25 protein-coding genes are annotated in these 26404 nt (G+C 41.6%); 24 read left to right on the top strand and 1 reads right to left on the bottom strand.

The genetic code is table 11. From position 1 onward, the window contains the following. The first annotated feature begins 10 nt into the window (after positions 1 to 10). The 20 genes from AC0VYE_RS08485 (at position 11) to AC0VYE_RS08580 (ending at position 20881) form a co-directional block, all read left to right on the top strand. Positions 11 to 391, top strand: a complete 381-nt coding sequence (locus AC0VYE_RS08485; RefSeq protein ID WP_475447251.1) for an arsenate reductase family protein — start codon at positions 11 to 13, stop codon at positions 389 to 391. 8 nt (positions 392 to 399) lie between these two features. Further along, a complete protein-coding gene (locus tag AC0VYE_RS08490) occupies positions 400 to 1605 on the top strand; it encodes an aminotransferase class I/II-fold pyridoxal phosphate-dependent enzyme (protein ID WP_475447252.1) in 1206 nt (401 codons plus the stop codon). Positions 1606 to 1648: 43 nt separating this feature from the next. Next, positions 1649 to 2515: a 5'-3' exonuclease gene (locus tag AC0VYE_RS08495; RefSeq protein WP_430057621.1), complete on the top strand. Its 867-nt coding sequence runs from the start codon at positions 1649 to 1651 to the stop codon at positions 2513 to 2515. Between the two features lie 281 nt (positions 2516 to 2796). Continuing rightward, positions 2797 to 3780, top strand: a complete 984-nt coding sequence (locus tag AC0VYE_RS08500; protein WP_475447254.1) for an ABC transporter substrate-binding protein — start codon at positions 2797 to 2799, stop codon at positions 3778 to 3780. 90 nt (positions 3781 to 3870) lie between these two features. After that, a complete protein-coding gene (locus AC0VYE_RS08505) occupies positions 3871 to 4848 on the top strand; it encodes a FecCD family ABC transporter permease (RefSeq protein ID WP_475449486.1) in 978 nt (325 codons plus the stop codon). 50 nt (positions 4849 to 4898) lie between these two features. Then, positions 4899 to 5843 carry a FecCD family ABC transporter permease gene (locus AC0VYE_RS08510; protein WP_475447256.1) on the top strand — a complete coding sequence of 315 codons (945 nt, stop codon included), beginning with the start codon at positions 4899 to 4901 and terminating at the stop codon, positions 5841 to 5843. A gap of 48 nt (positions 5844 to 5891) precedes the next feature. Further along, a complete protein-coding gene (locus AC0VYE_RS08515) occupies positions 5892 to 7505 on the top strand; it encodes a helix-turn-helix domain-containing protein (protein WP_475447258.1) in 1614 nt (537 codons plus the stop codon). Between the two features lie 333 nt (positions 7506 to 7838). Next, complete coding sequence (locus AC0VYE_RS08520; RefSeq protein ID WP_076267870.1) at positions 7839 to 8249, top strand: helix-turn-helix domain-containing protein; 411 nt, start codon at positions 7839 to 7841, stop codon at positions 8247 to 8249. A 100-nt stretch (positions 8250 to 8349) separates the two neighbouring features. Further along, complete coding sequence (locus AC0VYE_RS08525) at positions 8350 to 9102, top strand: YveK family protein (protein WP_441908976.1); 753 nt, start codon at positions 8350 to 8352, stop codon at positions 9100 to 9102. Next, positions 9092 to 9748 carry a CpsD/CapB family tyrosine-protein kinase gene (locus AC0VYE_RS08530; protein ID WP_076267869.1) on the top strand — a complete coding sequence of 219 codons (657 nt, stop codon included), beginning with the start codon at positions 9092 to 9094 and terminating at the stop codon, positions 9746 to 9748. Before AC0VYE_RS08525 ends, AC0VYE_RS08530 begins: the two co-directional genes overlap by 11 nt. A 354-nt stretch (positions 9749 to 10102) precedes the next feature. Then, positions 10103 to 11929 carry a polysaccharide biosynthesis protein gene (locus AC0VYE_RS08535; protein WP_339207721.1) on the top strand — a complete coding sequence of 609 codons (1827 nt, stop codon included), beginning with the start codon at positions 10103 to 10105 and terminating at the stop codon, positions 11927 to 11929. Between the two features lie 25 nt (positions 11930 to 11954). After that, the gene (galU, locus tag AC0VYE_RS08540; RefSeq protein ID WP_076267867.1) at positions 11955 to 12836 is read left to right on the top strand and encodes a UTP--glucose-1-phosphate uridylyltransferase GalU; all 882 of its coding nucleotides are present in this window, start codon (positions 11955 to 11957) and stop codon (positions 12834 to 12836) included. Between the two features lie 23 nt (positions 12837 to 12859). Then, the gene (locus AC0VYE_RS08545; RefSeq protein ID WP_475447260.1) at positions 12860 to 14026 is read left to right on the top strand and encodes a glycosyltransferase family 4 protein; all 1167 of its coding nucleotides are present in this window, start codon (positions 12860 to 12862) and stop codon (positions 14024 to 14026) included. A 25-nt stretch (positions 14027 to 14051) separates the two neighbouring features. Beyond that, positions 14052 to 15176, top strand: a complete 1125-nt coding sequence (locus AC0VYE_RS08550) for a glycosyltransferase (RefSeq protein ID WP_475447262.1) — start codon at positions 14052 to 14054, stop codon at positions 15174 to 15176. Beyond that, positions 15103 to 16188 carry a glycosyltransferase family 1 protein gene (locus AC0VYE_RS08555; RefSeq protein ID WP_475447264.1) on the top strand — a complete coding sequence of 362 codons (1086 nt, stop codon included), beginning with the start codon at positions 15103 to 15105 and terminating at the stop codon, positions 16186 to 16188. Before AC0VYE_RS08550 ends, AC0VYE_RS08555 begins: the two co-directional genes overlap by 74 nt. A 16-nt stretch (positions 16189 to 16204) precedes the next feature. Next, positions 16205 to 17116 (top strand): glycosyltransferase family 2 protein, encoded by a 912-nt coding sequence (locus AC0VYE_RS08560; RefSeq protein WP_475447266.1) that lies wholly within the window; start codon positions 16205 to 16207, stop codon positions 17114 to 17116. A 38-nt stretch (positions 17117 to 17154) separates the two neighbouring features. After that, a complete protein-coding gene (locus AC0VYE_RS08565) occupies positions 17155 to 18228 on the top strand; it encodes an EpsG family protein (RefSeq protein ID WP_076267862.1) in 1074 nt (357 codons plus the stop codon). An 11-nt stretch (positions 18229 to 18239) separates the two neighbouring features. Next, complete coding sequence (locus AC0VYE_RS08570) at positions 18240 to 18980, top strand: glycosyltransferase family 32 protein (RefSeq protein ID WP_475447268.1); 741 nt, start codon at positions 18240 to 18242, stop codon at positions 18978 to 18980. 35 nt (positions 18981 to 19015) lie between these two features. Beyond that, the gene (locus AC0VYE_RS08575) at positions 19016 to 19624 is read left to right on the top strand and encodes a sugar transferase (protein WP_475447270.1); all 609 of its coding nucleotides are present in this window, start codon (positions 19016 to 19018) and stop codon (positions 19622 to 19624) included. A 120-nt stretch (positions 19625 to 19744) separates the two neighbouring features. Beyond that, positions 19745 to 20881 (top strand): aminotransferase class I/II-fold pyridoxal phosphate-dependent enzyme, encoded by a 1137-nt coding sequence (locus AC0VYE_RS08580; protein ID WP_475449488.1) that lies wholly within the window; start codon positions 19745 to 19747, stop codon positions 20879 to 20881. A gap of 8 nt (positions 20882 to 20889) precedes the next feature. Here the strand turns inward: AC0VYE_RS08580 and AC0VYE_RS08585 are convergent, their stop codons facing one another. Further along, entirely contained in the window at positions 20890 to 21546 is a 657-nt protein-coding gene (locus AC0VYE_RS08585; protein ID WP_475447272.1) for an acetyltransferase, read from the bottom strand. A 208-nt stretch (positions 21547 to 21754) separates the two neighbouring features. Here AC0VYE_RS08585 and AC0VYE_RS08590 point away from each other — a divergent pair, with 208 nt between their 5' ends. Genes AC0VYE_RS08590 through AC0VYE_RS08605 form a run of 4 tightly spaced genes read left to right on the top strand, consistent with a single transcriptional unit; the run spans position 21755 to position 26397 of the window. Next, complete coding sequence (locus AC0VYE_RS08590) at positions 21755 to 22951, top strand: nucleotidyltransferase domain-containing protein (RefSeq protein WP_475447274.1); 1197 nt, start codon at positions 21755 to 21757, stop codon at positions 22949 to 22951. Positions 22952 to 22973: 22 nt separating this feature from the next. After that, positions 22974 to 24194 carry a glycosyltransferase gene (locus AC0VYE_RS08595; RefSeq protein ID WP_475447276.1) on the top strand — a complete coding sequence of 407 codons (1221 nt, stop codon included), beginning with the start codon at positions 22974 to 22976 and terminating at the stop codon, positions 24192 to 24194. Beyond that, positions 24191 to 25243 (top strand): glycosyltransferase, encoded by a 1053-nt coding sequence (locus AC0VYE_RS08600; protein ID WP_475447278.1) that lies wholly within the window; start codon positions 24191 to 24193, stop codon positions 25241 to 25243. Before AC0VYE_RS08595 ends, AC0VYE_RS08600 begins: the two co-directional genes overlap by 4 nt. Then, the gene (locus AC0VYE_RS08605) at positions 25240 to 26397 is read left to right on the top strand and encodes a polysaccharide pyruvyl transferase family protein (protein WP_475447280.1); all 1158 of its coding nucleotides are present in this window, start codon (positions 25240 to 25242) and stop codon (positions 26395 to 26397) included. The genes AC0VYE_RS08600 and AC0VYE_RS08605 overlap by 4 nt, the downstream gene beginning before the upstream one ends. Positions 26398 to 26404: the final 7 nt, after the last annotated feature.

Consider the following 26404-nt stretch of genomic DNA (forward strand, 5'->3'; position numbering starts at 1 on the left):
AAACAAGAGGATGACGAAACAAAAGGAACTAACTATCATTCAATATCCAAAATGCGGTACATGCCGCTCAGCGCTTAAATCGCTGCAAAATAAAGGAAATGATGTCGTATCTAGAAATATTGTAGAGCAAACACCTACAGCTGCGGAGCTGAAGGAGATTGTAAAAAACAGCGGTCTAGAGCTGAAAAAGTTTTTTAACACATCTGGAGATGTTTACAGGGAGCTTGGTTTGAAGGACAAGCTGGCTGACATGACTGAAGATGAGAAATATGACTTGCTAGCTTCAAATGGCATGCTGATTAAACGGCCTATCGTGACGGATGGCAAGACGGTTACTGTTGGATATAAGGAAGAACAATACGAACAAGTTTGGAACAATGGAAAAGGGTGAATGGACGTATGTCACAAACCAAATGGCGTTCCAAGAGGCTGTCGCAGCTAGGATCATCCATATTTGCAGAAGTTGCAGCGTGGAAGCGGTCAGCTGTGGAAAGCGGTCTTGATATTATTGATCTGGGAATCGGTAATCCGGATCAGCCGCCTTCGCCCGCCGTTAGACAGGCGCTTAGCGAAGCGGCATTGCGCAGTGATATGTACTCGTATCCAGCTATCAAAAGCGGCTTGCCCTTTCGAGAGCATGCAGCGAAATGGATGAAGCATCGATTTGACGTGGAGCTGGATGCCGGAGAAGAGATCGTAACACTGCTCGGCTCACAGGACGGTCTTGCCCATCTTGCCATGGCGCTTTGTGATCCTGGCGATATCGTTTTGCTGCCTAATCCGGGGTATCCAATCTATGCTGCATCATTAGCGCTCGCAGGAGTCGAATCTGTATTGATGCCGCTGCGCGAGGAGAATGGCTTTATGCCCGATCTGGAGGCAATACCGGATTCGGAGTGGGACCAGGCAACGTTTATTTTGCTCAATTACCCGAACAACCCGATTTCTGCTATAGCGGACATTTCCTTTTTTGAGCGATTGATTGATAAAGCAAAGCGTCATAACGTGTTGGTCGTTCATGATCTTGCATACTCCGAGATGGGATTTGAAGGCTGTGAGCCGCCAAGCATTCTTGAGGTACCGGGTGCAATCGATCATGCGGTTGAATTCCATTCATTGTCCAAAAGCTTCAACATGGCTGGCTGCAGAATTGGTTTTTTGGCTGGAAATAGGGCAGCAGTCGCCGCTCTCCGCGAGCTGAAAGCGAATATTGACTACGGCGTGTTTGATCCTATTCAAGAGGCAGGAATTGTTGCACTTCAGGAAGCGATAGCAAATGTAGAGAAGCCAAAGGCAGGAAAGCTTTATGAGCAGCGGCGCAATACGTTCCTTGAAGCGCTTCGTGCAGAAGGATGGGATGTTGCCGCACCTCGGGCAACAATGTTCGTTTGGGCGCAGCTTCCTCCTATGCAGTGGTCGCTTAGCGAGCCGTGGACGTCCAGGCGAATTTCCCAGGAAATGCTTCGTCAAACGGGCGTCGTCGTAGTGCCTGGGGAAGCTTTTGGCTCCGAGGGTGAAGGTTATGTAAGAATAGCACTGGTTGAAAGCGAAAAACGGTTGAAGGAAGCTGCGGAGCGGATTGGAAAATTTATTCGTGGGCAATAAATATAAATAATAGTTTGATATGTTTGAGAGGGGTTTTATAACGATGAGTGAACAACGTTTACTTTTGGTTGATGGGATGGCAATCTTATTTCGGGCTTATTTCGCTACTTCATTCGGAGGAAGCGTTCGTAAAACAAGTGCAGGCGTACCTGTTAATGCAGTACATGGATTTGTTCGGTATTTCATGGATGCAATCAATACGTTTAATCCAACACATGTCGTATGCTGCTGGGACATGGGAAGCACGACATTTCGTACGGAGCAGTATGATGGTTACAAATCCAATCGTCCGTCTGCGCCAGAGGATCTAATTCCTCAGTTTGATCTGGTGAAAGAAGTCGTTGCCAGCTTCGGTGTACCGAATATTGGGATTGCAGGATATGAGGCGGATGATTGCATTGGAACACTTGCTGCTGCACTTAAGGATCAAGCGCAAATTTTTGTTGTGACGGGTGACCATGATATGCTTCAGCTGGTGGACGACCGGGTATCGGTTGCGATCATGAAGAAGGGCATCGGGAACTACATGGTGTATACGCCGGAAACGCTAATGGAAGAACGCCAACTTACGCCTATTCAAATTATCGACATCAAAGGGTTAATGGGAGATACAGCGGACAATTACCCAGGCGTGAAAGGTATCGGAGAAAAAACAGCGCATAAGCTTATTCAAGAACATGGTTCAATCGAGGGTTTGCTCGCTAATTTGGAGGCAGTATCCAAAACAATCCGAGTGAAAATTGAAGCGGATCTTGATATGCTTCATCTATCCCGTGATTTAGCGACAATTCGCTGTGATGTGCCAGTATCGGCAGAGCTCGATGGTTGCTGCTGGGCCTATGAACGCGAAACCGTATTGCTCAAATTTGAAGAGCTGGAATTTAAAAGCTTGATATCGCTTATTGGATAAATGAAAAGGATCTCCTCTTACGGTTATATCCCGTAGTGAGGAGATCTTTTTTTTTTCGATTAGATTTAAATATGGAATGGTCAGGCAGCGTATTGATGACAGATTGCCAATTCTAATATTGCAGTAACATAGCTTAAAAATGGGTAATTTTGGGTGATTATTACCAGATTTAAAAATAGTACATGAAATAAAAAGGTTTGTGCATGGACAGTGTCATAGGATGTACGCTATTTTATTAATAATGGTTATCATTCTTAATTAGACGCAGGAGGAATAAAGGAATGTTTTCACGCAATCAAGTTCGTCATCTTAAATTAGGGGTATTTCTCTCCCTTATTGGGTTAATGATTTTGGTGCTTTCCGCATGCAGCAGTGCTGAATCGAGTACAGAAAACAATGGAGTGAAAAGCACCGAAAAACCATCGGAAACAACGTCAGAGCCAGCGGTTGACCGGACGGTCAAAGATGCATATGGAGACGTGTTGGTACCAGCTAACCCGGCAAAAATTGTCGTGCTGGATATCGGAGCGCTTGATAATTTGTTGGAGCTTGGCATTACGCCAATTGGAGCACCTTCAATTCTTGCTGCGGGAGATCCATATCCGGCTTATCTGAAAGGAACAGATGGGATTTCGAATATTGGATCTGTAAATGAGCCCAACTTGGAAGCGATAGATGCTTTAAAGCCGGATCTGATTATCGGCAACAAAGATACACATGATGCGATCCATGACCAGCTTACGAAAATCGCACCGACTGTATTCGTAGAAACATTAGGCGTTACATGGAAAGCGAACTTGCAGCTGCATGCTGAAGCAGTGAACAAACAAGCAGAAGGCCAAAAACTGCTGGACGCCTACAATGGGAAAATAACGGATCTAAAATCTAAATTAGCGGACAAAGGACAAAGTGTCTCACTATTTCGTCCGCGTGCCGATAAAATACAAATTTATTTGAAGGATACGTTCGCTGGAACCATTATGACAGACGCTGGGATCAATCGTCCCGAATCACAGAACATTGAAGGATTCTCCAAGGATGTGACCGAGGAGCAAATGAGCAGCCTGGATGGAGATATAATCCTTTGGTTCAACCGAGAGCCGGATGCCTTTGCCAAGGTTGAGAAAAGTGCGTTATGGGCTTCCTTAAACGGAGTCAAAAGCAATAGTGTACATTCCGTTGATTGGGAATATTGGATGAGCGGACTTGGCATTCAAGCCGTAAACAAGGTTGTCGATGATCTGCAATCATTTCTTGTAAAATAATTAAAGATTGGGTCGCCAAGCGGCGCCCCAATCTTTCTTCGTTTATTTGACAATGACGAGCTGGAGGTAGGCGAAGTGAAGCCCAGATTGATGGGATTGGCTGTTCTTGTTATTTTTGTTTGCGCTGCTTTATTATCGAGCATTATGTTTGGGATTGTACAAATTCCATTCCATGCCGCCCTCAATGCATTTTGGTCATATGATGCTTCACAGGAAGCTCACATCATTATCCGTTCCGTCAGGCTGCCAAGAGCACTGATCGCAGCAGCTGTGGGAGGCTCGCTCGCTGTAGCGGGCTGCTTGATGCAGGCGCTCAGCCGAAATGCGTTAGCAGGTCCTGAGTTATTTGGGGTGAATTACGGGGCTGCACTCGCTGTAGTTATCGCTTCAATAGCATTAAATTCCACCTCGCTTACTGTGTTCTCTTGGTCGGCTTTACTCGGTGCAGCAGCTGCAGGAACAGCTGTATTTCTGCTTGGTTCATTAGGCAGAGGCACATTGACCTCAGTCAGGCTTGTACTCGCAGGAGCTACGATCAACCTTCTGCTTACCTCCCTTACGCAAGGGATACTGATTTTAAATGAGCAGTCTTTGGATACGATGCGATTTTGGCTAGCTGGTTCGCTTACAGGAAGGGATCTGCAATTGTTTATACAGGTGTCCCCTTATATGCTAGTTGGATTAATTTGTGCGTTTGGTCTAAGCAATCATATGAATGTTATCGGTCTAGGAGAGGATGCGGCACAAGGACTAGGCCAACATGTGTTCTTTATCAAGACACTCTGTATCGTCGCTATTGTGCTGCTTGCAGGCAGTGCGGTTGCTATCGCTGGTCCCATTGGGTTCATCGGACTTGCAATTCCGCATATTGCTCGATCAATTGTAGGACTTAATTACCGATGGATCATTCCTTATTCCGCATTAATCGGTGCCCTGCTGCTGTTGATTGCGGACATTGGCGCACGATTTGTACTGCCTGATCAGGAAATTCCCGTAGGTGTTGTAACAGCCTTCTTTGGGGCGCCATTTTTAATTTATTTGGCTCAGCGAAGGGGTGGAGCGACATAACTTCTTTTATAAAAGGACGTTGGCACCGAATTATTATTTTGTTGTTATTGATGAATGTACTTGTATTGCTGCTGAACATTATTATTGGCGAGAGAAATATACCTGTGATGGCTGCAATCCAGACGGCGCTTGGAATAGGCAGTGACGAATATGCGTTTACGATTCGTCAAGTGCGGCTGCCAAGGGTATTGACTGGATTTTTGGCTGGATGCGGCTTGGCATTATCGGGGACGATCCTGCAAATGATTACCCGCAACCCGCTGGCTTCACCGGGCGTCATTGGACTAAATGCAGGAGCGGCAGCTGCTGTAGTTGCTTTTCTGGTGCTTGTCCCTTCCTTTCCAATGAGTCGTCTTCCATTGGTTGCATTTGGGGGAGCGCTGTTGGTGGCATTAACGATCTATAAGCTCTCTTGGAAAAAAGGCAGCTCTACCGAGCGTATGCTTCTAGTTGGAGTTGGCATATCTGCAATGGCTGGCGCATTAATAACGTATTTACTGACAGTGGGCAAAATATTCCGCGTTTCTCAAGCATTTGTATGGATGGCAGGCAGCTTATATGGCCGAACGTGGGAACATTTCTGGCCGCTGCTCCCGTGGATTATCATTTTATTTGTGCTGCTAATGCTGTATACACGCTCCCTTGATTTGCTTCAGCTCAGCGATAGTTCAGCAATTGGGATGGGCATACGACTGGAACGCGTCAGATTTTTACTTCTCTTATTTAGCGTTGGTTTAGCGGGCTCAGCTGTCTCGATGGCTGGAACGATAGCATTTGTGGGACTGATGGCTCCGCATATGGCTTCAAATCTCGTAGGTACACCGAGTGTAAAAAGACTGCCGGTTGCTGCACTTCTCGGAGGGTTAATCGTTATGTTGGCGGATTTACTAGGGAGAGTCCTTTTTTCGCCATTTGAAATACCCGTAGGATTAATTACTGCGCTGATTGGGGCGCCCTATATGATCAATTTGCTGATTCGTCGCAGAAGCTTATAAGAAATGGAATTAGCCAACGTTTTACGAAAGGCAGGCGGTTGTTGCTAAATGATGCCTCATTCCACACTGACTCATTCGCTCTATCTATTCTCTTCGGTGCGCAAAAGAAGCTTCACAGGCAAGAGAGGAATACGCACCTATCGGATTCCAGTATATTTATTATGCTTTATTACAGAAGGCGAAGGCGTTATTCTATTGGATGGTACGCTATGTAGAATTCGTCCGTTTGAGCTGTTTTTGCTTGTGCCGGGCATGGTTGTAGAAATATCTGAGCAATCCGGGGGCTTTGAATATTATGGCGTGTTTTTTCAGCCGCAAACATTAGTTAAGACGAAAGGCGGCATGATACTATCCAGCTCAATATCGCTGTCTGGCTCGCTGTTGCCCGGCCGGATACCAGTCTCTCAGCCTCAGCATATCCTGCAACGAATTGTTGAAATGGATAAGAGCAGCAAGGACGAGCGGGCAAAAGATAGCTTGTCGCTTCGGCTGCAGCTGGAACAATTTATTCAATCTTTAATTAAGAGCGTTCCAGAGCCGACTGAACAAAACGATGATCGCATCAATCGAAGCATTTCTTATATGGAGGAGCATTATACAGATAAAATAAGCATGGGGAAGCTCGCCGAAATGGCAGGGATGTCACCAGTCGCTTATTCACGTCTATTTGTAAAAATAACGGAGCTCTCCCCTGTTGAGTATTTGGGTACAATTCGAATGAATAAAGCAAAGCAGCTTCTGAGCAAAAAAAATAATCGGGTCAAGGAGGTTGCTGCTGCTGTCGGATTTCGCAGCGAATTTTATTTCAGTCGAATGTTTCAGCGTATGGTCGGCGTTTCCCCAACGATATTTATGAAGCGTGAGACCGTAAGAGTAGCGGTAGCCTCTTCGCTTGGGTATCAGCACTATTTGCAATCTTTAGGGATTGAGCCAGTATGTGTGCTCGATTTATTTCATTACCCGGGATTAAGCGAGAAAGAGTATGCAGCGCGGTTCCACAGCCAATTGGAGGAATTGAAGCGCTCTGCTCCCGATCTTATTATTGCTGACCATTATCAGAGCGAATTTCGTGAGTCATTGAAGGAAATTGCATTTCCCGTTTTTCACGATTTGTCGGTATGGGACTGGAAACGGAACTTTTTGAAAATTGCGGAGCTTCTCGGCCGGGAAAGCGAAGCTGCTCAAACATTAACCCGTTTGGAAATGCGGACGCTGGAAGTGAAGCAGACGCTGCAGCAAGCCTTGGGTGAGAGTCGTATTACAATTATGCAAGTCAATCATCGGACGATAGGCATTCAAGGTACTACGGGTCATCCATTAAATGAACTGATTTATGGCGAACTCGCCTTGAAGCCCGGTGCTCCGGGATGTGGAGACATTTGGAGACAAGAGATGCTGCCGGAGTCGATGCCGCTCCTCGAAACGGAGCATTTATTTATACATAAGCATCATGTACTTGCTGGAAGCGGGAAGATGTTTCAGCGAATGCTCGAGACAAATGTATGGGATCAAATTCCTGCTGTGAAAACCGGCAATACTAGGCTGATTCAAAATTGGTTTGTGATGAGCTGGACGCCTATAGGCAGGCATTCCATTATGGACATGCTGTTGGAATTATGTGCGAATCAAGATGGACAACCAAAAAGGTTGGACATGGCTTAGCCGTGTTCAACCTCTATTTGAGTTTCTATATGGAGTAATCATTCAATCCCAGCTCTTTCAAATACGAATTGCTCGAAATTAAACGTTTTATTCTATATCCATTGATTTAATCGGATTTTTCATAAATAATTGTCCTTTCAGCAAATTATTAGAGTCACTTTGTTAGCAAAAATTGTACATCTTTGCTGCTTCTTTGCATATAAAAAAATGGAATGCTATTGACCTGTTCTCATTAAAGAACTAAAATATACATATTGTCTGTTATAAAGTGTTAGTTTGTGTTGTTTTTGTTGAGCTTTACGTTTAGATCTAAACTGGCCGAAGGAGAATATTATGATAGGGGAACGGATTAAAAGTCTACGGGAAAAAAAGGGCTACTCGATCACGAAGCTTGCTGACCTAGCGGGCGTATCCAAGTCCTACTTGAGCTACATTGAACGCAATATGCAGAATAACCCATCTCTTCAGGTAATGGCAAAAATAGCAGCTCCACTAGACTCAAACATTGAATATTTACTCGGAGAAGAGCATTTACCAAAGATTCATATGGATGAAACGTTGGATGAGGAATGGCGAGTCATTATTAAAAATGCGGTTGATGAAGGTATGAGCAAGGGTGATTTCCAAGCACTAAAAGACTTGATCCGTTCAAATATGTGGAAGGAAAGCAGAACGGAGACGAACGTCTACTCTGCTGACAAAAAGAAATCATCAAATATAATTATTCTTCATATCGATAACTGACGTTGAATAAAAAGTCGGGAAAGTGTATTGACATGTTCTATATAAAGAACTAATATTGTGTTATTGTTCTTTATAACAAACATAGTAAGCAGGTGTGCAAATGGAAGGTAAACGGCTGGAGGATTCACAAGCATCGCATCATGATCAAGACAGAGTGAAGATTAAAGAAATAAATCTTAAAGCGTTATTTCTCACGGTAAAAAAACGTCTGTGGATAGTCGTGGTCATTACTATTCTCTTTACAGTCGCTGCGGGCTTCTTTAACTCAAAGCCTGAAACGCCAATGTATGTATCAAACACGCGGATGATCGTGGCTGCTTCCTCGGATATGATGGGCACAGTGAGGGTATTGTTCAGAGAGCCAATCGTTTTGGATCAGGTAATTGAAAAGCTCGGTCTTAATCTTTCGGCAGCAGCGCTGCGAAGCCAAATTAGAGTAGACAGTGTAGATGCCTCGCTTGTTACCGTAGTTTCTGTTATGGATACCGATCCAAGGCTTGCAGCTGAGATCGCGAATACAGCAGTGGAAACCTACAGGCAAGTAGCATCGGAAGTGCTTGGAATTACGAGCATCAGATTGTTGACGAAAGCAGAAGAAAATCCTTTCCCGATTAATGAAAAAAGCAATCGTATCGTGTACATTGCCTTTTTGCTTGGCATGATTTTGAGCGTAGGATTAGTATTCCTGCTAGATTCACTCGATGATTCTATCAAATCAGAACGAGAAGTGGAAGAGCTGCTCGGCCTAACGATGCTTGGTCAAGTTAATAAAATTAAACGAAAAGATTATGGTAGCAGTCGTTTGAAAAAACAAAAAAGCATTTCTGTAAGAGGTGAGACGATTGGTTCGTGAACGGCAAAAGGTATCAAAGTCTTATGTAAACAAAAGCTTACTCGCTTATATTAATCCGCATGGCATCGTTTCGGAACAATATCGAACCATTCGCAACAATATTCATTATGCAGCGAGCGGCAGCAAGGTGCGTTCTTTACTGGTCACTTCGCCCTCAGAGGGCGAAGGGAAATCGACAGCGGCAGTCAACTTAGCTGTCTGCATGGCACAACGTGGCGATAGAGTGCTGATCATCGACGCAAATTTTCGCAATCCAATCATAAACAAAATCTTTAATGTACAAACCTCGCCAGGCTTGTCGAATGTTTTAGGGCAGCAGCTCGAAATTCGTGAAGCGATCTATAATACGGAGGTCGAAGGACTCGATATTTTGCCAAGCGGGCAGCGCCTCTATAATTCGACAGAACTGCTCGATTCACAGCTCATGATAGATGTAATGGCATTTGCAGATGAGCATTATGACATGGTCCTGCTGGATTGCCCGCCGGTTCTTGGCGTTCCGGATACGAATGCGCTGGTAAGTAAATGTGACGGCGTACTCTTGCTTTTAAAACATGGGAAGACACAGCAGGAGCATGCACTGGAAGCGAAACGTGCATTGTTGTTTGCAAAAGCTAATATATTGGGTGTCATACTAAATAAGTAGAGCGTTTGATGATATCAATCGGATAGCGCTTTTTTTACGGACTATTGTTCTTTATAAAGCACATTAAGTGTTTGTAAAGGCAATTTCATTCGGTAATGTCTCCTCACCGTTATCAATGGAGGCACTCGGCCATACTGTGGGTTGCAAAAAAACCTTAGACGCGAGTCGTCAAGAGTGTGGTGTGAGGCGGGGTTCGATGCCCCTGGACTCTATGTTAGAGTCTTTAACTAAATGGTTTTGAATAAAGCCTTTTAGTTAAACACTCTAAGAGTGTAGCAGAGATATGAAACTTGATTCTCTTAAGCCAATAATTTCGTTTGTTTTTTCTATATCTGAAGAAAGGGTGAATGTTCTTTGACGTATCGACAAAGATTGTCTTTATTGATTTTAATCGACTCCATTATCGTTTTTACCGCCATTTTTTTTAGCAGGTTATTGCTAAGTGCTTCACTTGATGTGGTGACTGCACCCATTGTAATCAGCTCGATTACTTTGCTATTAAGCCATCATTTCTTTTCCTTCTACTACAATTTGTATAAGAAGGCATGGGAATATGCGAGTGTAGGGGAGCTATTGATTATTACAAAGGCCGTTTCCTTCTCGATCTTTGCAGCAGCGATTATTCAGCAAATTGTGATGCAGGATGTGTTTTTCAGGCTGCTGGCTGTGACCTGGATGATTCATATGCTGTTAATCGGAGGTTCGAGGTTATGCTGGAGAATTTTCCGTGGCAGCTACCAGAAAAATGCTGGATTGCGTAAAAGCACGTTAATTGTTGGTGCTGGCTCTGCGGGTACGATGCTTGCCCGTCAGCTCCTTAGCAACAATGATATGGAGCTATTGCCAACGGCGTTCATAGATGACGATGTAAATAAACACAATTTAGATATTATGGGCATTCCGGTGTTGGGCGGAGTTGAAAGCATTGCGAAGGTGGCGCTTGATTATGAGATTAACAATATCGTTATTGCGATACCCTCACTGAGCAAAAAACAGCTCAACACGATTTTTAGCGAATGCGCTAAAACGAAAGCAAAAACACAAATCATTCCTATGCTTGAGGATTTGGCTACCGGCAGAGTGTCGGTTAGTCAATTTCGTGATGTTCAAGTTGAGGATTTATTAGGGCGTGAGCCTGTGGAGCTCGATATTGAGAGTATTTCAGGTTACGTCACCCAGAAGGTCGTTATGGTAACAGGCGCTGGGGGCTCGATTGGATCTGAGGTGTGCAGGCAGGTTTCGAGGTTTTTACCGGAGAAGCTTATTTTGCTTGGACATGGAGAGAACAGCATCTACTCCATTGAGATGGAGCTGAAAGAGCTTTACGGACATACGAAAATAGAATTTGTGACAGAAATCGCCGATATGCAAGACGCAAATAAAATGCTGGCCGTTATGCAAGCTCATCGTCCGCAGGTCGTTTATCATGCAGCAGCACATAAGCATGTTCCACTGATGGAGAGAAATCCAGAGGAAGCGTTCAAAAATAACGTAATGGGAACCTTGAATGCGGCAAGAGCAGCCAGCCAAGCTCGCGTGGATACGTTTGTCATGGTATCGACCGATAAGGCGGTTAATCCAACCAGCGTTATGGGCGCGACAAAAAGGATTGCAGAGATGGTCATTCAGCATATGGACCGGTTCAGCAATACCAAATTTGTAGCGGTAAGATTCGGCAATGTTTTGGGCAGCCGCGGCAGCGTTATTCCGCTGTTCAAGAAGCAAATAGAGAAGGGGGGACCCGTAACGGTTACTCATCCGGACATGGTTCGCTATTTTATGACCATTCCTGAAGCTTCAAGGTTAGTCATTCAAGCTGGTGCACTTGCCAGAGGCGGTGAAATCTTTGTCCTCGATATGGGTGATCCCGTTAATATTACCGATCTTGCACAAAATGTCATTCGGATGTCAGGCTACTCGGTCGAGGAAATCGGCATTGAGTACACAGGAATTCGCCCAGGCGAGAAGCTATTCGAAGAAATGCTTAAGGATGATGAAATCAATGAAAAGCAGGTTTATCCAAAAATCTACATAGGCAAATCATCCGAGATTTATTTTGAACATATTGAAGAAATTATTGCCCTGCACGGGGGAATGAGCAAAGCAGAATTGCGTACAAGGCTGCTGGATCTAGCGAATAATGTCGTAGAGCTTCCTGGATTTGCATCTGTAACAGGTTAAAAAACGAAGGAGTTGCATAAAAGTTATGAAGGTTAGAAAAGCGATAATACCAGCTGCTGGTCTGGGTACAAGGTTTCTCCCAGCAACAAAAGCGATGCCAAAAGAAATGCTGCCAATCGTCGATAAGCCAACTATTCAATATATTGTGGAAGAAGCGATTGAATCAGGCATCGAGGACATTATTATTGTAACGGGTAAAGGAAAACGGGCAATCGAGGATCATTTTGATAACTCACTTGAGCTGGAGCAAATTTTGACTGCCAAACATAAATACGATTTATTAAGTGAAGTGCGCAAATCAGCGGATATGGTGGACATTCATTATATTCGTCAAAAGGAGCCGAAGGGGCTTGGGCACGCCATATGGTGCGCTCGCAAATTTATTGGCGATGAGCCGTTTGCCGTACTGCTTGGGGATGATATTATCTCAGCGGAGAAGCCTTGTATAAAGCAGATGATCGAAAAATATGATGAGTATCATACATCGATTATCGGCGTGCAGCGTGTGGCGGACGAAGCTGTATCTCGCTACGGAATTGTAGATGGCACTCTTATGGAAGAATCCTTCCACCGGGTAAGACATTTGGTCGAGAAGCCGTCCAAGGAGCTCGCGCCATCGAATATGGCGATTATGGGCAGGTATATTTTGAACCCGGCGATCTTCGACATTCTCGGCAATCAATCGCCTGGAGCGGGCGGAGAAATACAACTGACCGATGCGATCGCTGCTTTAAACCTAATGGAAGCCGTATACGCTTATGAATTCGAAGGCAAGCGTCATGATGTTGGTGAGAAAATGGGCTTTATCCAGACGACGATTGAATTTGCTCTTCAGCGTGAGGATTTGCGTTATGAGCTATTAAACTATTTATCGCAAATGGTTGAAAGAGAATCTGCTAGAAAATAATTCTAGTATAGGATGGTAGAAGCATGCCAAATAAAATTTTATTTTGCGCAACGGTTGATTATCATTTCAAGGCATTTCATATGCCTGTTCTCGAATGGTTTAAGCAGCAAGGGTGGGAGGTCCATATCGCCGCAAAGGGCGAGCTGGAGCTCCCTTTTGTTGACCGGAAATTTAATATTTCGATTGAGCGCTCACCGTTCCATTCTAACAATGTCAAAGCATACCGAGAGCTGAAGGCAATTATTCAGCAGCAGGATTATAATATCATTCATTGCCATACGCCAATGGGCGGCGTGCTTGCAAGACTCGCGGCACAGCCGGCAAGAAAACAAGGAACAAAAGTTATTTATACCGCGCATGGTTTTCATTTCTGCAAGGGTGGCTCGCTCCTGAACTGGATGCTTTATTATCCAATTGAGAAGAGGCTGTCCAGCATGACGGACTGTTTAATCACAATCAATACAGAGGATTATCAGCTCGCTGTCACCAAAAAATTTAAAGCAAAGCGGATCGCTCATGTTCATGGTGTTGGCGTAAATACAACACATTTTAAGCCTATGCAAAAGCTTGATAAATGGCGATTGCGTCAGGAGCTCGATTATCGCACGGACGACTTCCTTATGTTTTATGCTGCTGAATTTAACCGAAACAAAAACCATCAGCTGCTCATTCACGCGTTGGCCGCAATTAAAGAGGCGGTACCGCATGGGCGGCTACTGCTGGCTGGTAAAGGGCCTTTACTAGAGGAAAGTCAAGCTCTGGCAGAGCGATTAGGAGTTGGATCGATGGTCCATTTTCTTGGCTATCGGACAGATATCGACCGGCTGCTGCCCATGTGCGACGTCGCAGTAGCATCCAGTCTGCGTGAGGGATTGCCCGTCAATTTAATGGAGGCCATGGCCTGCGGGCTGCCCATTGTTGCCACGCGGAATAGAGGGCATTCAGAGCTCGTTATAGATGGCGAGAATGGATTCGTGCTGGAGCCGAGCGATATGGCATTATTTGCTGACCGGCTTAGGAAGCTGAGTGAATCGTTGGAGATGAGGCAGCGGATGGGGGCGTTTAGCCTTCAAATGGTACAGAAATATGGTTTGCTTCAGGTCAAGCTAGAGCTTAATGAAATATACAAGTCCTTTATGTTGGGGGAACAAAATGAATCCCAAAGTCAGTATCATCGTGCCTATATTTAATATGGAGCTGTATTTGGATAGATGCTTGAATAGCTTGCTAGAGCAAAGCTTATCTGACATAGAAATTATTGCAGTAAACGATGGATCTACGGATTCCAGCTTAAGCATTCTTAAGGAATATACGGAACGGGATTCACGAATCATTGTTATTAATAAAGAAAATGAAGGTGTGTCCGCTGCACGAAACGATGGTGTGCTGGCAGCAAATGGGGAGTACATCGGTTTCGTTGATCCAGATGATTGGGTAAATTTAAAAATGTATGAAGAAATGTACGAATGCGCTGTGGAACAAAACGTTGATATTGTGATGTGTACGTATATTAGGGAATTTGGGACACATTCGAAGGAAAAACGCTTCAACATGCCTGACAAGCAATTGTATCTTATGGATGAGGTACAAACGGTTATGCTAAGGCGGCTTGTTGGTCCATTAAAGGAAGAAGTAGCGAATCCCGAGTATCTGGATGCTTGGGGGACGGTGTGGTCAAAACTTTATCGTACGTCATTGCTGAAAGACAATAAGGTGAAATTTAAAGATCTCAGCATCATAGGCAGTAATGAGGATACACTCTTCAACATTCATGTCTTTTATAATGCTGAATCTTTTTTGTTTCTGAATCGTCCTTTTTATCATTATTGGCGGGCAAATACTAATTCAATTACATCCACTTATAACCCAATGCTCGCAGAGAAGTTCGAAAAGCTCTACTGTTCAATTGAGTCTTTTATAGAAGAAAAGCAGCTTCAGAATGAATATAAAATAGCTTTTCACAATCGGATTTGTATGAATGTAATAGGACTTGGTCTCAACATCATGAGTAATAAAAAATCATCCTCAATGCTCACAAAGGTAAAAGCTTTGCAAATGATGTTGAATGGGAAGCGGATAAGAAACTCTTTCATGCAATTTGATGAAGTTTATTGCCCTCTAGTGTGGAGGATGTTTTTTTTATGTGCAAAAAATAAATTCTCTTTAGGTATTTATTTGATGCTGACGGCTGTAAATTGGATGCGTATAAAAAATATAAGGGGGGCTAAAGTTGCAACCAGTAAGAATCTTGCAAGTGGTAATGATCATGAATCGTGGCGGTTTAGAAACGATGCTAATAAACTATTACCGTCAGATGGATCGAAGCAAAATTCAGTTTGACTTTATCGTTCATCGACAAGCTGAAGGGCATTACGATCAAGAGATTTTAGCATTAGGTGGTAAAATTTATCGAATGCCGCAGATTAGGCCTGGGAATTATTCTCAATATTTTAAAAGTCTTGATCAATTCTTTATAGATCATCCTTACTATAAGGTCGTTCATGCTCATATTAATGAGAATAGTAGTTTTATTCTAAAAGCAGCAAAAAAGGCGGGTGTTCCTTGCCGAATCACTCATAGTCACTTAAGTGACCTGGGAATTGATATTAAGCTGCCATTCCGTCTGTATGCAAGACTAACGATGAAGGATAATCCTAGCAGCTACTTTGCATGCTCACAAAAAGCAGGTAAATGGCTTTTCGGCAAAAAAATAGCTGATTCCGGTAAAGTAGTTGTATTAAATAACGCTGTTGATGTTAGCCAGTTTTCATTTAATCAAACTATTCGTGATGAAATAAGAGCGGAGCTCTCGGCAGGAGATCGATTAGTTATTGGTCATATTGGAAGGTTCACTGAACAAAAAAACCATGATTTTTTGATAGACGTCTTTAAAGCCGTTCATGACAAAAAACCTAATTCAATGTTGGTATTAGTTGGTGAGGGTCATTTGAGAAATGCGATTGAGAAAAAAATAGAGAAATTAGGTTTAACAAATTGTGTGAAGATACTCGGTGTACGAAAGGATGTCTCCAATCTCTTGCAGGGAATGGATATCTTTTTGTTCCCTTCTTTATTTGAAGGATTACCCGTTGTTCTAGTAGAAGCACAAGCTTCAGGAATACAAAGTATTATCTCAGATACGATTACTACGGAGACAGATGTAACAGGTAGGCTTCAATTTATTAGCTTAAAGCAAACGGCTGATTATTGGGCTGAGCAAATTATTAATACTTCCCCTGGGCATGTGGACACATCGGACTCTTTGAGAGAAAAAGGATACGATACTTCTACAATGGCAAAATGGTTATCTGACTATTATATGAATCAGATGCCCACGGCTGTTTTAAGGTAAGAGGGGGGGGAATATTTTGAAACCGATGTTGACTGTTTTTACACCGACCTATAACCGGGCATATACACTGCATCTTTGCTATGAGAGTCTGAAACGTCAAAGCTGCAAAGATTTTATATGGCTCATTGTTGATGATGGATCTACGGATAATACGAAGGAACTAATCGAGAGTTGGGTTCAGGAAAATCAAATACCGATTCAATATCATTATCAAAACAACCAAGGAATGCACGGCGCTCATAATGCTGCTTATGAACGAATTGAAACAGAGCTTAATGTTTGTATTGATTCGGATGATTATTTAGCAGATGATGCCGTGGAGAAAATAACTGAATTTTGGAAGACATCTGGCAGCAAGCAATACGCGGGCATAGTAGGCTTAGACGTCTCTCAGGATAACGAGATAATTGGTACTAGGCTTCCTGAACATGTGAAACAATCAACCCTTAGCGATTTATATGCTTTGCATTCAGTAAAAGGTGATAAAAAGCTGGTATATCGTACTGATATTATGAAAAAATATCCGCCATACCCTTTATTCGTAGGTGAGAAATATTGTCCCTTATCATACAAATACATTTTGATCGATCAGGATTATCAATTACTAATCATGAATGAGGTACTGTGTGTCGTTGAATATATGCAAGACGGATCTAGCTTAAATATCATTAATCAGTATAAGAAAAATCCACATGGGTTCTCATTCTTTCGAAAGGTTGCGATGTTATATGCTCCATCCTTGAAAGAGAGAATTCGCGAGGCAATTCATTATGTTTCCAGCAGTATCATTATTCGAAATAAAAACTTTCTTAAAGAGTCGCCTCGTAAAGGTATCACAATGTTAGCAATTCCTTTAGGGGTACTGCTTTACATTTATATTCAAAATACGAGTAAAACAACGGTTACTATTAAGAAAAGTCACGGTTAGCAAGTGCGAAAATGATTGTAAAGGAGGGATTATATAATATGACGATACTGTGGTTCACCCTGGTTATTGTATTCACAGTTGCTCTTACTGCTAGATATTTTTCGGTTCCAGCAGGGCTAGCCCCTGCTTTAATTAAACCAAATAAATTTTTAGCTATAATAGCAGCACTTGCACTTGCTACGGTATCGGGTTTGCGGATAAACATTGGGGATACATTTCTTTATATGCATAGCTATTCAATAGGTGATTTTAGTTGGACCACTGTTCTCCGAAGCCAAGACAAAGGTTTTAATATATTCCAAATGCTGCTAAAGCAAATATCGGATGATCCGCAAATTCTTGTTTTAACGACCGGAGTGCTAACAAACGTACTGATAGTAATCGTCTTGTATAAATATACGAGATTATTTGAGTTAAGCGTATATCTATATATAACGACAGGTACGTTTACAATTTCTATGAACGGAATAAGGCAGTTCTTTGCAGCTGCTATCGTTTTTGCTGCAACTAAATATTTACTAGAAGGCAAATGGAAGCCTTATATTTCGATTGTAATATTCGCCTCTTTCTTTCATCAAAGTGCTCTAATAATGATCCCGATGTATTTTATTGTGCGTAGAAAAGCATGGACAAAAACAACCTTCTTGCTTTTATCTGTAGCTGTTCTTATCGTTGTAGGCTTTAATGCTTTTTCTGAGCTATTATTTTCGGCGATTAAAGATACCCAGTATGGTCATTATGATAGTTTCAAAGAAGGTGGAGCTAATGTACTTAGAGCAATCGTATGGATTATTCCACTTGTTATCGCTTTTTTTGGAAGAGAAAAGTTAAAGTACTTATTTCCTAAATCAGATATTTTGGTTAATATCTCACTAGTTGGCGTTGTTTTAATGATTATTTCTACCCAAAACTGGCTATTTGCAAGATTGGCGATTTATTTTAATTTATATCAGCTCATTCTAATTCCTTGGTTAATTAAAGTTTTTCGTGAGAAGGATCAAAAGCTTATATATATTGTTATTTTAGTTTTTTATTTTTTATTTTATTTTTATGAATGTGTTATTGCGCTGGATTTGGTTTACAAAAGTGACTATCTGAAATGGCCGCTTTAGGAGGGAATTAAATGAACGAAATAATTAAGATACCACGAATTGTCCATTATTGCTGGTTCGGGCGAGGAGAGAAACCAAAGAAGATTGTAAAATGCATGAGAAGCTGGCAGAAACATTTAGCTGATTATCAAGTGATGGAATGGAATGAAGACAATTTTGATATTTCTACTAATCGATATGTAAAGGAAGCTTACGAGGCTAAAAAATATGCTTTTGTAAGTGACTATGTTCGCCTGTATGCTCTTCATAAGTACGGCGGCATTTACTTGGATACGGATGTGGAAGTTATAAAACCCTTAAATACTTTTCTGTATCACGAGGCCTTCTCTGGATTCGAAGATGAGAAATTTCTACAATCCGGTACGATGGGTGCTGAGAAAGGGCATATATGGATTAATGAGTTGTTAAAAAATTACGATAGTCGAAGCTTTTTGCTATCAGATGGTTCGTTAGATTTGACTACCAATACAGCAGTCATATCTGAAATTTGCAGGAAGCATGATCTAAAGTTAAATGGTGAGTATCAGGTGTTGAGCAACGGCGTTACTTTTTATCCGCGTACATACTTTAGCCCGTATGATTATATTAACGGGGGGAATTACATAACGAATGACAGTCATACCATCCATCATTTTGCCCAATCATGGCTTCCTGCCCATGTTCGTATGAGAGGTGAAGTTAAAAGAGTTGTAAGCCGATTTGTTGGTCCAAAAATGATTTCAAAAATGAGACAGCTGCTATCATCGCGGTAACTAGTATATAGAATGAAATACAGGAGTCCATACATATGCCAAAACGATTATTTGATTTCATTATTTCTTGTCTTTTATTAATAGCTTTATCGCCTATTATTGCAATAACTGCAGTGTTGGTACGATTTAAACTTGGTTCACCAATTTTATTCAAGCAGCAGCGTCCAGGTCTGTACGGCGTTCCTTTTTTTGTTTATAAGTTTCGAACAATGACATCGGAGAAAGACAGTTTAGGCCAGCTGTTGCCTGATCATTTAAGGCTGACGGCCTTTGGGATTTTTATGCGCAAGTTTAGTCTTGACGAGCTTCTGCAGCTTATTAATGTAATCAAAGGAGATTTGAGCTTGATTGGGCCGCGTCCGCTGCTTATGGAGTACTTGCCTCTATATAACGAAAAGCAAGCTAAGCGCCATCTTGTCAGGCCTGGAATTACAGGCTGGGCTCAAATTCATGGTAGAAATGCGGTCTCGTGGGAAGAGAGATTTGAGTATGATGTGTGGTATGTGGAAAATCAAAATTTAAAATTAGACTTAAAGATACTGCTGCTTACAGTTAAGAAGGTTATTAAATCTGAAGGTGTATCAAATGGTAATTATGTGACCATGCCTGTTTTTCAAGGAACGACAACAAATAGTGAAGGATAAAACCATTTCTCAAGCTTTATACGCTCGAGAGGTGGTTTTTTTATTTTGAAATACTAAAAAAGGATGTGTGGCAACGTGTCAGCGAATGAATTGAAAAAGATTTATTTATCCCCTCCTCATATGAGCGGGAAGGAGAAAAGTTATATCGATGATGCATTTGAGTCGAATTGGATTGCTCCGCTTGGCCCCAATATTGATGCTTTTGAGAAGCAGTTAGCAGCTTACGCAGGTACTGCAGACGCGGTAGCAGTGAGTTCGGGTACGGCGGCAATACATCTATCATTACAACTACTCGGAGTAGGTGCAGGAGACATCGTGTTTTGTTCAAGCTTCACGTTTGTCGCAAGTGCTAATCCGATTCGTTATTGCGGAGCTGAGCCCATATTCATTGATTCAGAGCCAGATACTTGGAACATGTCACCAGTAGCGTTGGAACATGCATTTAAAGATGCAAATCGTAAAGGTAAGCTGCCGAAAGCAGTTATTGTTGTTCATTTATACGGTCAAGTATCAAAGATGGATGAGATTATTTCATTATGTGAACAGTATGAAGTTCCTCTAATTGAGGACGCTGCGGAATCGCTAGGCTCCACATATAAAGGCAAGCAAAGCGGTTCCTTTGGAAAGTTTGGCATCTATTCATTTAATGGAAATAAAATTATAACGACATCGGGAGGCGGCATGCTCGTATCAGACGATGTGGAGCTTTTAAAAAAGGCTCGTTTTTTAGCTACGCAAGCAAGGGATACTGCCGCACATTATCAACATAGCAGCATGGGTTTTAACTATCGAATGAGTAATTTATTAGCAGGTGTAGGCAGAGCTCAATTAGAGGTACTGGATGATCGAGTAGCAGCGAGAAGAACGGTATTCGAGAACTACGTGGGTGCATTCTCGGACCGTAGCGGCATTAGCTTTATGCCTGAATTAATGAATACCAAATCCAATCGCTGGCTTACTACTTTAGTACTGGATGAAATGGAGACAAACACGACAATTTCTGAGCTTCTGTATGCACTTACAGCAGCTAATATAGAAGCGCGTCCGCTATGGAAACCTCTGCATTTGCAACCGCTGTTTGAAAACTGCCGATTTTATGCTCACGCAGGCGATGAATCTATTTGTGAGCAGTTATTTATGCGTGGTATTTGTTTGCCCTCCGGTTCGAGCATGACACTAATTGATCAAGTAAGAGTAATTGATTGCATGAATGATGTTTTCGATAGAGCAGAGGAAAAGAGCATTCAATCGGCTTAAACAAATGATTAAAGATAACGTTCACCAGTTTCTCTTGATCGGATCGATTTGGCAGGTGTTCCGTATGCGACCTTATAGGAAGGGATATCGGTTAATACAGTCGACCCGGCTCCAATAACGGTATGCTCACCGATCGTAATACTATGCACAATATTTGCACCTAAAGAAATGACGGAGTAATCGCCAATGGTTACATTTCCACCAGTACCTGCTTTAGGGGCTAAGGTCACGCAGTTGCCGAGAGTGGAATCATGGTCTACCGTCGATTGAGAATATAATACGCAATGTTCTCCTATTGTTGTATCGCTATTAACAACGCAGCCAGCCATAACAATTGTTCCATCTCCGATCTTAACGCCTCTTGCAATAGAGGCAGCCGGGTGAATAGCTTTAATAAATTTAAATTGAGGATGAATATGTGAGATGTTCTTAGCAATAGTAGAACGCAGCCAACTATCTCCAATAGCAACGAAACCACAGCTTATGATATCAAGGTTTGCTGCTAGCCAGTTTTCATCTCCTAAAACTTCATAACCGTAAACAATTGAACCAACTGGCTTGAATCCATCCAGTAAGCCAACAATTTGATACAGACCTTCTCTCTCAATTGTATCGATTACGGCTTTTGCATGACCGCCAGCACCATACACGATAATATTTTGCACTAGCTTTCAACCTCCCTATTTGTTAAGTCTAAACATTTAACTCTTCCATTCTAGCAGATTAAGTCGTTATTTTCTAAAAGATTAGTGAATGTATGGAATGTTTATTGACAGATATTAGGCTAGGTGATAATCTGTATCTATGTTCGTTTTATAGAACAATATTTAAATTATTGTTCGTTATTGGCTAATCAGTTAGAAGGAGATATTCATGAATAACAACGTTACTCTCCATAATGAAGAACTGTCTGACGAATTACGATTAATGCTCGCTTTTCTTTCGTCAGACGATGAAGCGGATCAGTCCTTCGATTATCAGGAGCTGCTGCGAAATGCGGATTGGGACCGGTTTATCGAGCTTGTTAGGCATCATCGGGTGTTTCCAACTATCAATCGCAAGCTTCAGCAACTGAAATCAGCAGAAATCCCGGTGTTTGTTACCCAAATGTTTCAGCGTGACTATTATCGGAATACCTTGCAGATGCTTACGCTCAGTGGAGAGATGGAACAACTTGCAAAGGAATTTTCTGAACGTGGCCTACGTTCGCTGTTTTTAAAGGGGCCGGTTATTGCTGCGGATTTATATGGAGACGTATCGCTGCGTACCTCTTGTGACCTCGATCTCCTTATACCACTCAAAGAACTTGATCAGGCAGAAGCACTTCTGGTGTTCCTTGGGTATGAGAAGGATGAATATATTGTTTCGGTGTTAAATGATTGGAAATGGAGACATCATCATACTACTTTTGTGCATCCCGAAAAAGGTATAAAGGTAGAATTGCACTGGAGATTGAACCCAGCTCCTTCTAAGGAGCCAAGTTTTAATGATCTATGGAGCCGTAAGCGAAAAAGCGCTTTAATTAGCCGTCCGATTTATTATTTAGGAAGAGAAGACCTCTTTATGTTTCTTGTTTCTCATGGTGCTCGTCATGGTTGGTCTAGACTTCGCTGGCTGCTAGATATTAAACAGCTAGTTAATCAGAAGCTTGATTGGCCAAAGTTGAACCGGCTGCTTTCCAAGCATAACTATTCCCATATTGGTGGGCAGGCAATATTACTCGCAGCACGTTTATTATCTTCGCCTCTTCGCGATGAAATGAAGCCTCTTCTTGCAGGAAGGAAGGCATATTGGCTCGCGGAGGATGCTATGTTTTATATTAATCGGCTGGTTAATCTACATTCCCCGCCGATTCCAGAAGAAATTAGAAGCTATCATGAACGATATCTTTTTGCCATACTGACAATTCCACAAAAAATACAGTTTATTGCAAGTTTTCTATTTCCTTATCCGGAAGACGTCGAAACGTTACCTCTTCCTAAGAAACTTCATTTCTTGTACTTTCCTCTTCGTCCATTTTTGTGGGTATGGAGGAAAACCAAAAAAAAATCTACAACGTATAAAATGTGATTTTTTAAGTTAGGGGATAACGATGAAAAACGTGCTGATTGCTTCCTATGATATGGAGGTTGGGGGGGTAGAACGAAGCCTTGCCGGTATGCTGGATGAGTTTCAATATGATTATTTTAATGTCGAATTGATGCTGTATCGGCATAAGGGAGACTTTATGTCGCTTCTAAATGATAGAGCAAATCTTCTCGAAGAGATTCCGCAATATGCTTCTTTCCGAAAAGGTATTGGAAGCCTATTGAAATCGAAGCAGCTGCATTTAGGAATTGCTCGCCTCCTATCAAAAATTCATGCGCGCATAATTGGAAGTTTAAAGGGAATACCCGAATCGGGATATATTCAGCAACAGCTAATGTGGAAGTATGCCCTGCCGTTTCTTCCTAAGCTCACACCTGAATATGATATAGCGATTAGCTATTTATGGCCGCACTATTTTGTAGCAGAAAAAGTTAAAGCCAACAGAAAATTTGCATGGATACATACTGATTTTTCTACTGTCCATACCATAAGCAATATGGATTTGAAAATGTGGAATAAATTTGACCACATTATTGCAGTTTCCGATGCGTGCAGAGATTCATTTTTAGAGAAGTATCCTACTTTAAAAAATAAAACGATAGTTATCGAGAATATCATGTCGCCTGAATTCATCAGAAGCATGGCATTAGAGAAACTGCCAAGTAATCCAATGACTTCGGATAAACGATTTAAGCTTCTCACAGTAGGCAGATTGTCTCACGCCAAAGGAATTGATAATGCAGTTAAAGCCTTCAAGCTTCTTACCGACCAAGGATATGATGATATTGTCTGGTATATTGTTGGTTACGGCGGAGATGAAGTGATTATTCAAAACTTGATAGCGGAATATAAATTGGAAGATCGTTTTATTCTACTAGGTAAGCAAATAAATCCATATCCTTTTATCGAAGCTTGCGACATATATGTTCAGCCTTCCAGATACGAAGGGAAAGCAGTCACTGTTACGGAAGCAAAGATATTGGGAAAACCAATCATCATAACGAATTACGCTACCGCAAACAGCCAAGTAAGCCATGAGGTTGATGGAGTTATTTCCGAATTATCCGTCGATGGGATTGCGAATGGAATACTAAAACTTTATCGAGATCAAGAGCTCAGGGAGCGCTTGTCAAAGAAATGTGCAGAAGTCGATTATGGAAATCGTCATGAGCTTGATAAGCTTTATAGCTTGTTTCAACCGAAAGAGAGGAGTATCGCGAGGTGAGTATAAAGCTAAGTGTGATCATTCCAGTCTATAATGCTGAGCCTTATATTAAACGCTGCATGGAGTCTCTTTTAAACCAGACTATACAAGATTATGAGCTTATTTTTGTAAATGATGGCTCTACGGATAATAGCAAGGAAATCATTGAAGAGTATCAGAAACATAATCGACAGATTATTCTTATTAATCAGGATAATAAGGGTGTCAGCATTGCTAGGAATGAAGGGCTAGCTGCTGCAGTAGGGGAATATGTTGGTTTTGTTGATGCAGACGATGATGTTGAGCCGGAAATGTATCAGATTCTTTATGCAGCAGCGGTATCAGGGAATTGTGATGTAGTAATTTCAAACTTTGAAAGTGAGCTTGATGGTCATTATATTATTACGAGGTATCCTTTCCCTAGTGAAGTTGTCCTAACCGAGGGCGAAATTCAAAAACAAATATTACCCTTCTTCTTGAAGAGTGATCAATTAAATACAGCATGCAACAAAATCTATCGAAAATTGCTCATTCAAGAGCATGCAATTGTTTTCCCTGCCAACGTTGCTCTTGGAGAGGACGGAATGTTTAATATTTTTTTCTTTAGTCATGCAAAGAAACTGAAATATATTAATTACACCGGATACCATTACCGTGAGACAAAAGAGAGTGCAACTAGAAATGTATCCCAAAAGGATTATTTTCAACGTGCTATTGAGGTATATAAATCTGAGCTTCCTTTATGTTATTCGAATTTAATTAGTGAAGTAAATATTCAACAATTTAAAGCCATTAAACTAATCCATAGCGTATTGGCTTACATACATATTTATCTTGAACCCTCGGCAAATATGCCATTTAAAGACAAGACACATTATGTTAAAAAGATGATATTGCACCATGATGTCAGGGAAGCTTTGCCGATCTACTCCAAAGAAATGAACGAAGAATTAGGGAAATATCAAAAAGCATTATTGTATCTTATTGATCAAAAGTCATTGCTAGGCATTTATTTAATAACGGCGTACAGCAGATACCGAAATAGAAAAGTAAGGGGGATAACAATATGAAAATAATGATGTTTGCTCATGATGGCAGTCTTAATCGAGGATGTGAAGCGATCGTTCGATCTTCAACAGCTATTTTAAAGGAGAGGATAAAGGACGCTAAGGTGTATCTAGCATCTAATAATCCGGAAACCGATCAAATTATAGCCAAGTTGGATGGTATTTATGATGGTTCTAAACTTGAAATAAAAAAATACTCGTATGATTGGTTCTTATCTTCACTAAAGGTAAAACTTTATCAGGATGAATCTTATGCGCTCGGGAAAATCCATAACAATATTATAAAAAATATTGAAAATATGGATGTTTGCATGTCTATAGGTGGAGACAATTATTGCTATGGTGAGCAGCCAGGATGGTATGAAATTGACAGGAGAGTAAAACAACAAGGGAAAAAACTTGTATTGTGGGGATGTTCGATCGGAGAAGAAGATATGTCGGAAAGAAAGTTGGAGGATTTAAAGCTCTTTGATCTAATTTTATCTCGTGAGTCATTGACCTACAATATGCTAATCGGTAAAGGCCTTAAGAACGTAAAGCTGTGTGCAGATCCTGCATTCACTATGGAAAAAGAAGAGTTGGATTTGCCAAAAGGGTGGCAGGAAGGAAACACAGTTGGAATTAATTTTAGTCCGTTGGTATGGAAACGGAATAAACAATCGCAGGGTGCGATCGACGAGCTGATACGGCATATATTGAGTAAAACGGATATGACGATTGCCTTAACTCCGCACGTTATTATAAATGGGAACAATGATTATGAGGTGTTAAAAGGCTATTATGAAACTTACAAGCATACAGGTAGAATTATTCTTTTGCCGGATCATTTAACAGCGATTCAATATAAAGGTTATATCGCTAGAATGAGATTTTTTGTTGGTGCACGCACACACGCTACCATTGCTGCTTACTCCAACTACGTTCCGACGATGGTACTTGGATACAGCGTGAAGTCCAAAGGAATAGCAAGAGATATTTTTGGCGAAGAAAAGCTGGTGCTTGGTATCGAAGAATTATCAAATAGTGTTCTATTAATTGAGAAATTCGATGAAATGGTCCAAGAAGAGGCAGAGCTGATACAGAAGCTCAAACAGGTAATTCCAAACATTCAGAAAATGTCTTATAAAGCGGTGGATTATTTATGTGGTCTAACATGAGGTGGGT

This window comes from Pristimantibacillus sp. Z349TD_6 (assembly GCF_056173205.1).

Excerpts from the sequence above, each read along its gene's own strand:
- AC0VYE_RS08590 (WP_475447274.1), top strand. The coding sequence starts at position 21,755 with ATGAATAACAACGTTACTCTCCATAATGAAGAACTGTCTGACGAATTA.
- AC0VYE_RS08515 (WP_475447258.1), top strand. The coding sequence starts at position 5,892 with ATGATGCCTCATTCCACACTGACTCATTCGCTCTATCTATTCTCTTCG.
- galU (WP_076267867.1), top strand. The coding sequence starts at position 11,955 with ATGAAGGTTAGAAAAGCGATAATACCAGCTGCTGGTCTGGGTACAAGG.
- AC0VYE_RS08510 (WP_475447256.1), top strand. The coding sequence starts at position 4,899 with ATGAATGTACTTGTATTGCTGCTGAACATTATTATTGGCGAGAGAAAT.
- AC0VYE_RS08525 (WP_441908976.1), top strand. The coding sequence starts at position 8,350 with ATGGAAGGTAAACGGCTGGAGGATTCACAAGCATCGCATCATGATCAA.
- AC0VYE_RS08580 (WP_475449488.1), top strand. The coding sequence starts at position 19,745 with ATGAGCGGGAAGGAGAAAAGTTATATCGATGATGCATTTGAGTCGAAT.
- AC0VYE_RS08575 (WP_475447270.1), top strand. The coding sequence starts at position 19,016 with ATGCCAAAACGATTATTTGATTTCATTATTTCTTGTCTTTTATTAATA.
- AC0VYE_RS08570 (WP_475447268.1), top strand. The coding sequence starts at position 18,240 with ATGAACGAAATAATTAAGATACCACGAATTGTCCATTATTGCTGGTTC.
- AC0VYE_RS08490 (WP_475447252.1), top strand. The coding sequence starts at position 400 with ATGTCACAAACCAAATGGCGTTCCAAGAGGCTGTCGCAGCTAGGATCA.
- AC0VYE_RS08595 (WP_475447276.1), top strand. The coding sequence starts at position 22,974 with ATGAAAAACGTGCTGATTGCTTCCTATGATATGGAGGTTGGGGGGGTA.
- AC0VYE_RS08545 (WP_475447260.1), top strand. The coding sequence starts at position 12,860 with ATGCCAAATAAAATTTTATTTTGCGCAACGGTTGATTATCATTTCAAG.
- AC0VYE_RS08555 (WP_475447264.1), top strand. The coding sequence starts at position 15,103 with ATGAATCGTGGCGGTTTAGAAACGATGCTAATAAACTATTACCGTCAG.
- AC0VYE_RS08485 (WP_475447251.1), top strand. The coding sequence starts at position 11 with ATGACGAAACAAAAGGAACTAACTATCATTCAATATCCAAAATGCGGT.
- AC0VYE_RS08605 (WP_475447280.1), top strand. The coding sequence starts at position 25,240 with ATGAAAATAATGATGTTTGCTCATGATGGCAGTCTTAATCGAGGATGT.
- AC0VYE_RS08565 (WP_076267862.1), top strand. The coding sequence starts at position 17,155 with ATGACGATACTGTGGTTCACCCTGGTTATTGTATTCACAGTTGCTCTT.
- AC0VYE_RS08520 (WP_076267870.1), top strand. The coding sequence starts at position 7,839 with ATGATAGGGGAACGGATTAAAAGTCTACGGGAAAAAAAGGGCTACTCG.
- AC0VYE_RS08500 (WP_475447254.1), top strand. The coding sequence starts at position 2,797 with ATGTTTTCACGCAATCAAGTTCGTCATCTTAAATTAGGGGTATTTCTC.
- AC0VYE_RS08495 (WP_430057621.1), top strand. The coding sequence starts at position 1,649 with ATGAGTGAACAACGTTTACTTTTGGTTGATGGGATGGCAATCTTATTT.
- AC0VYE_RS08505 (WP_475449486.1), top strand. The coding sequence starts at position 3,871 with ATGGGATTGGCTGTTCTTGTTATTTTTGTTTGCGCTGCTTTATTATCG.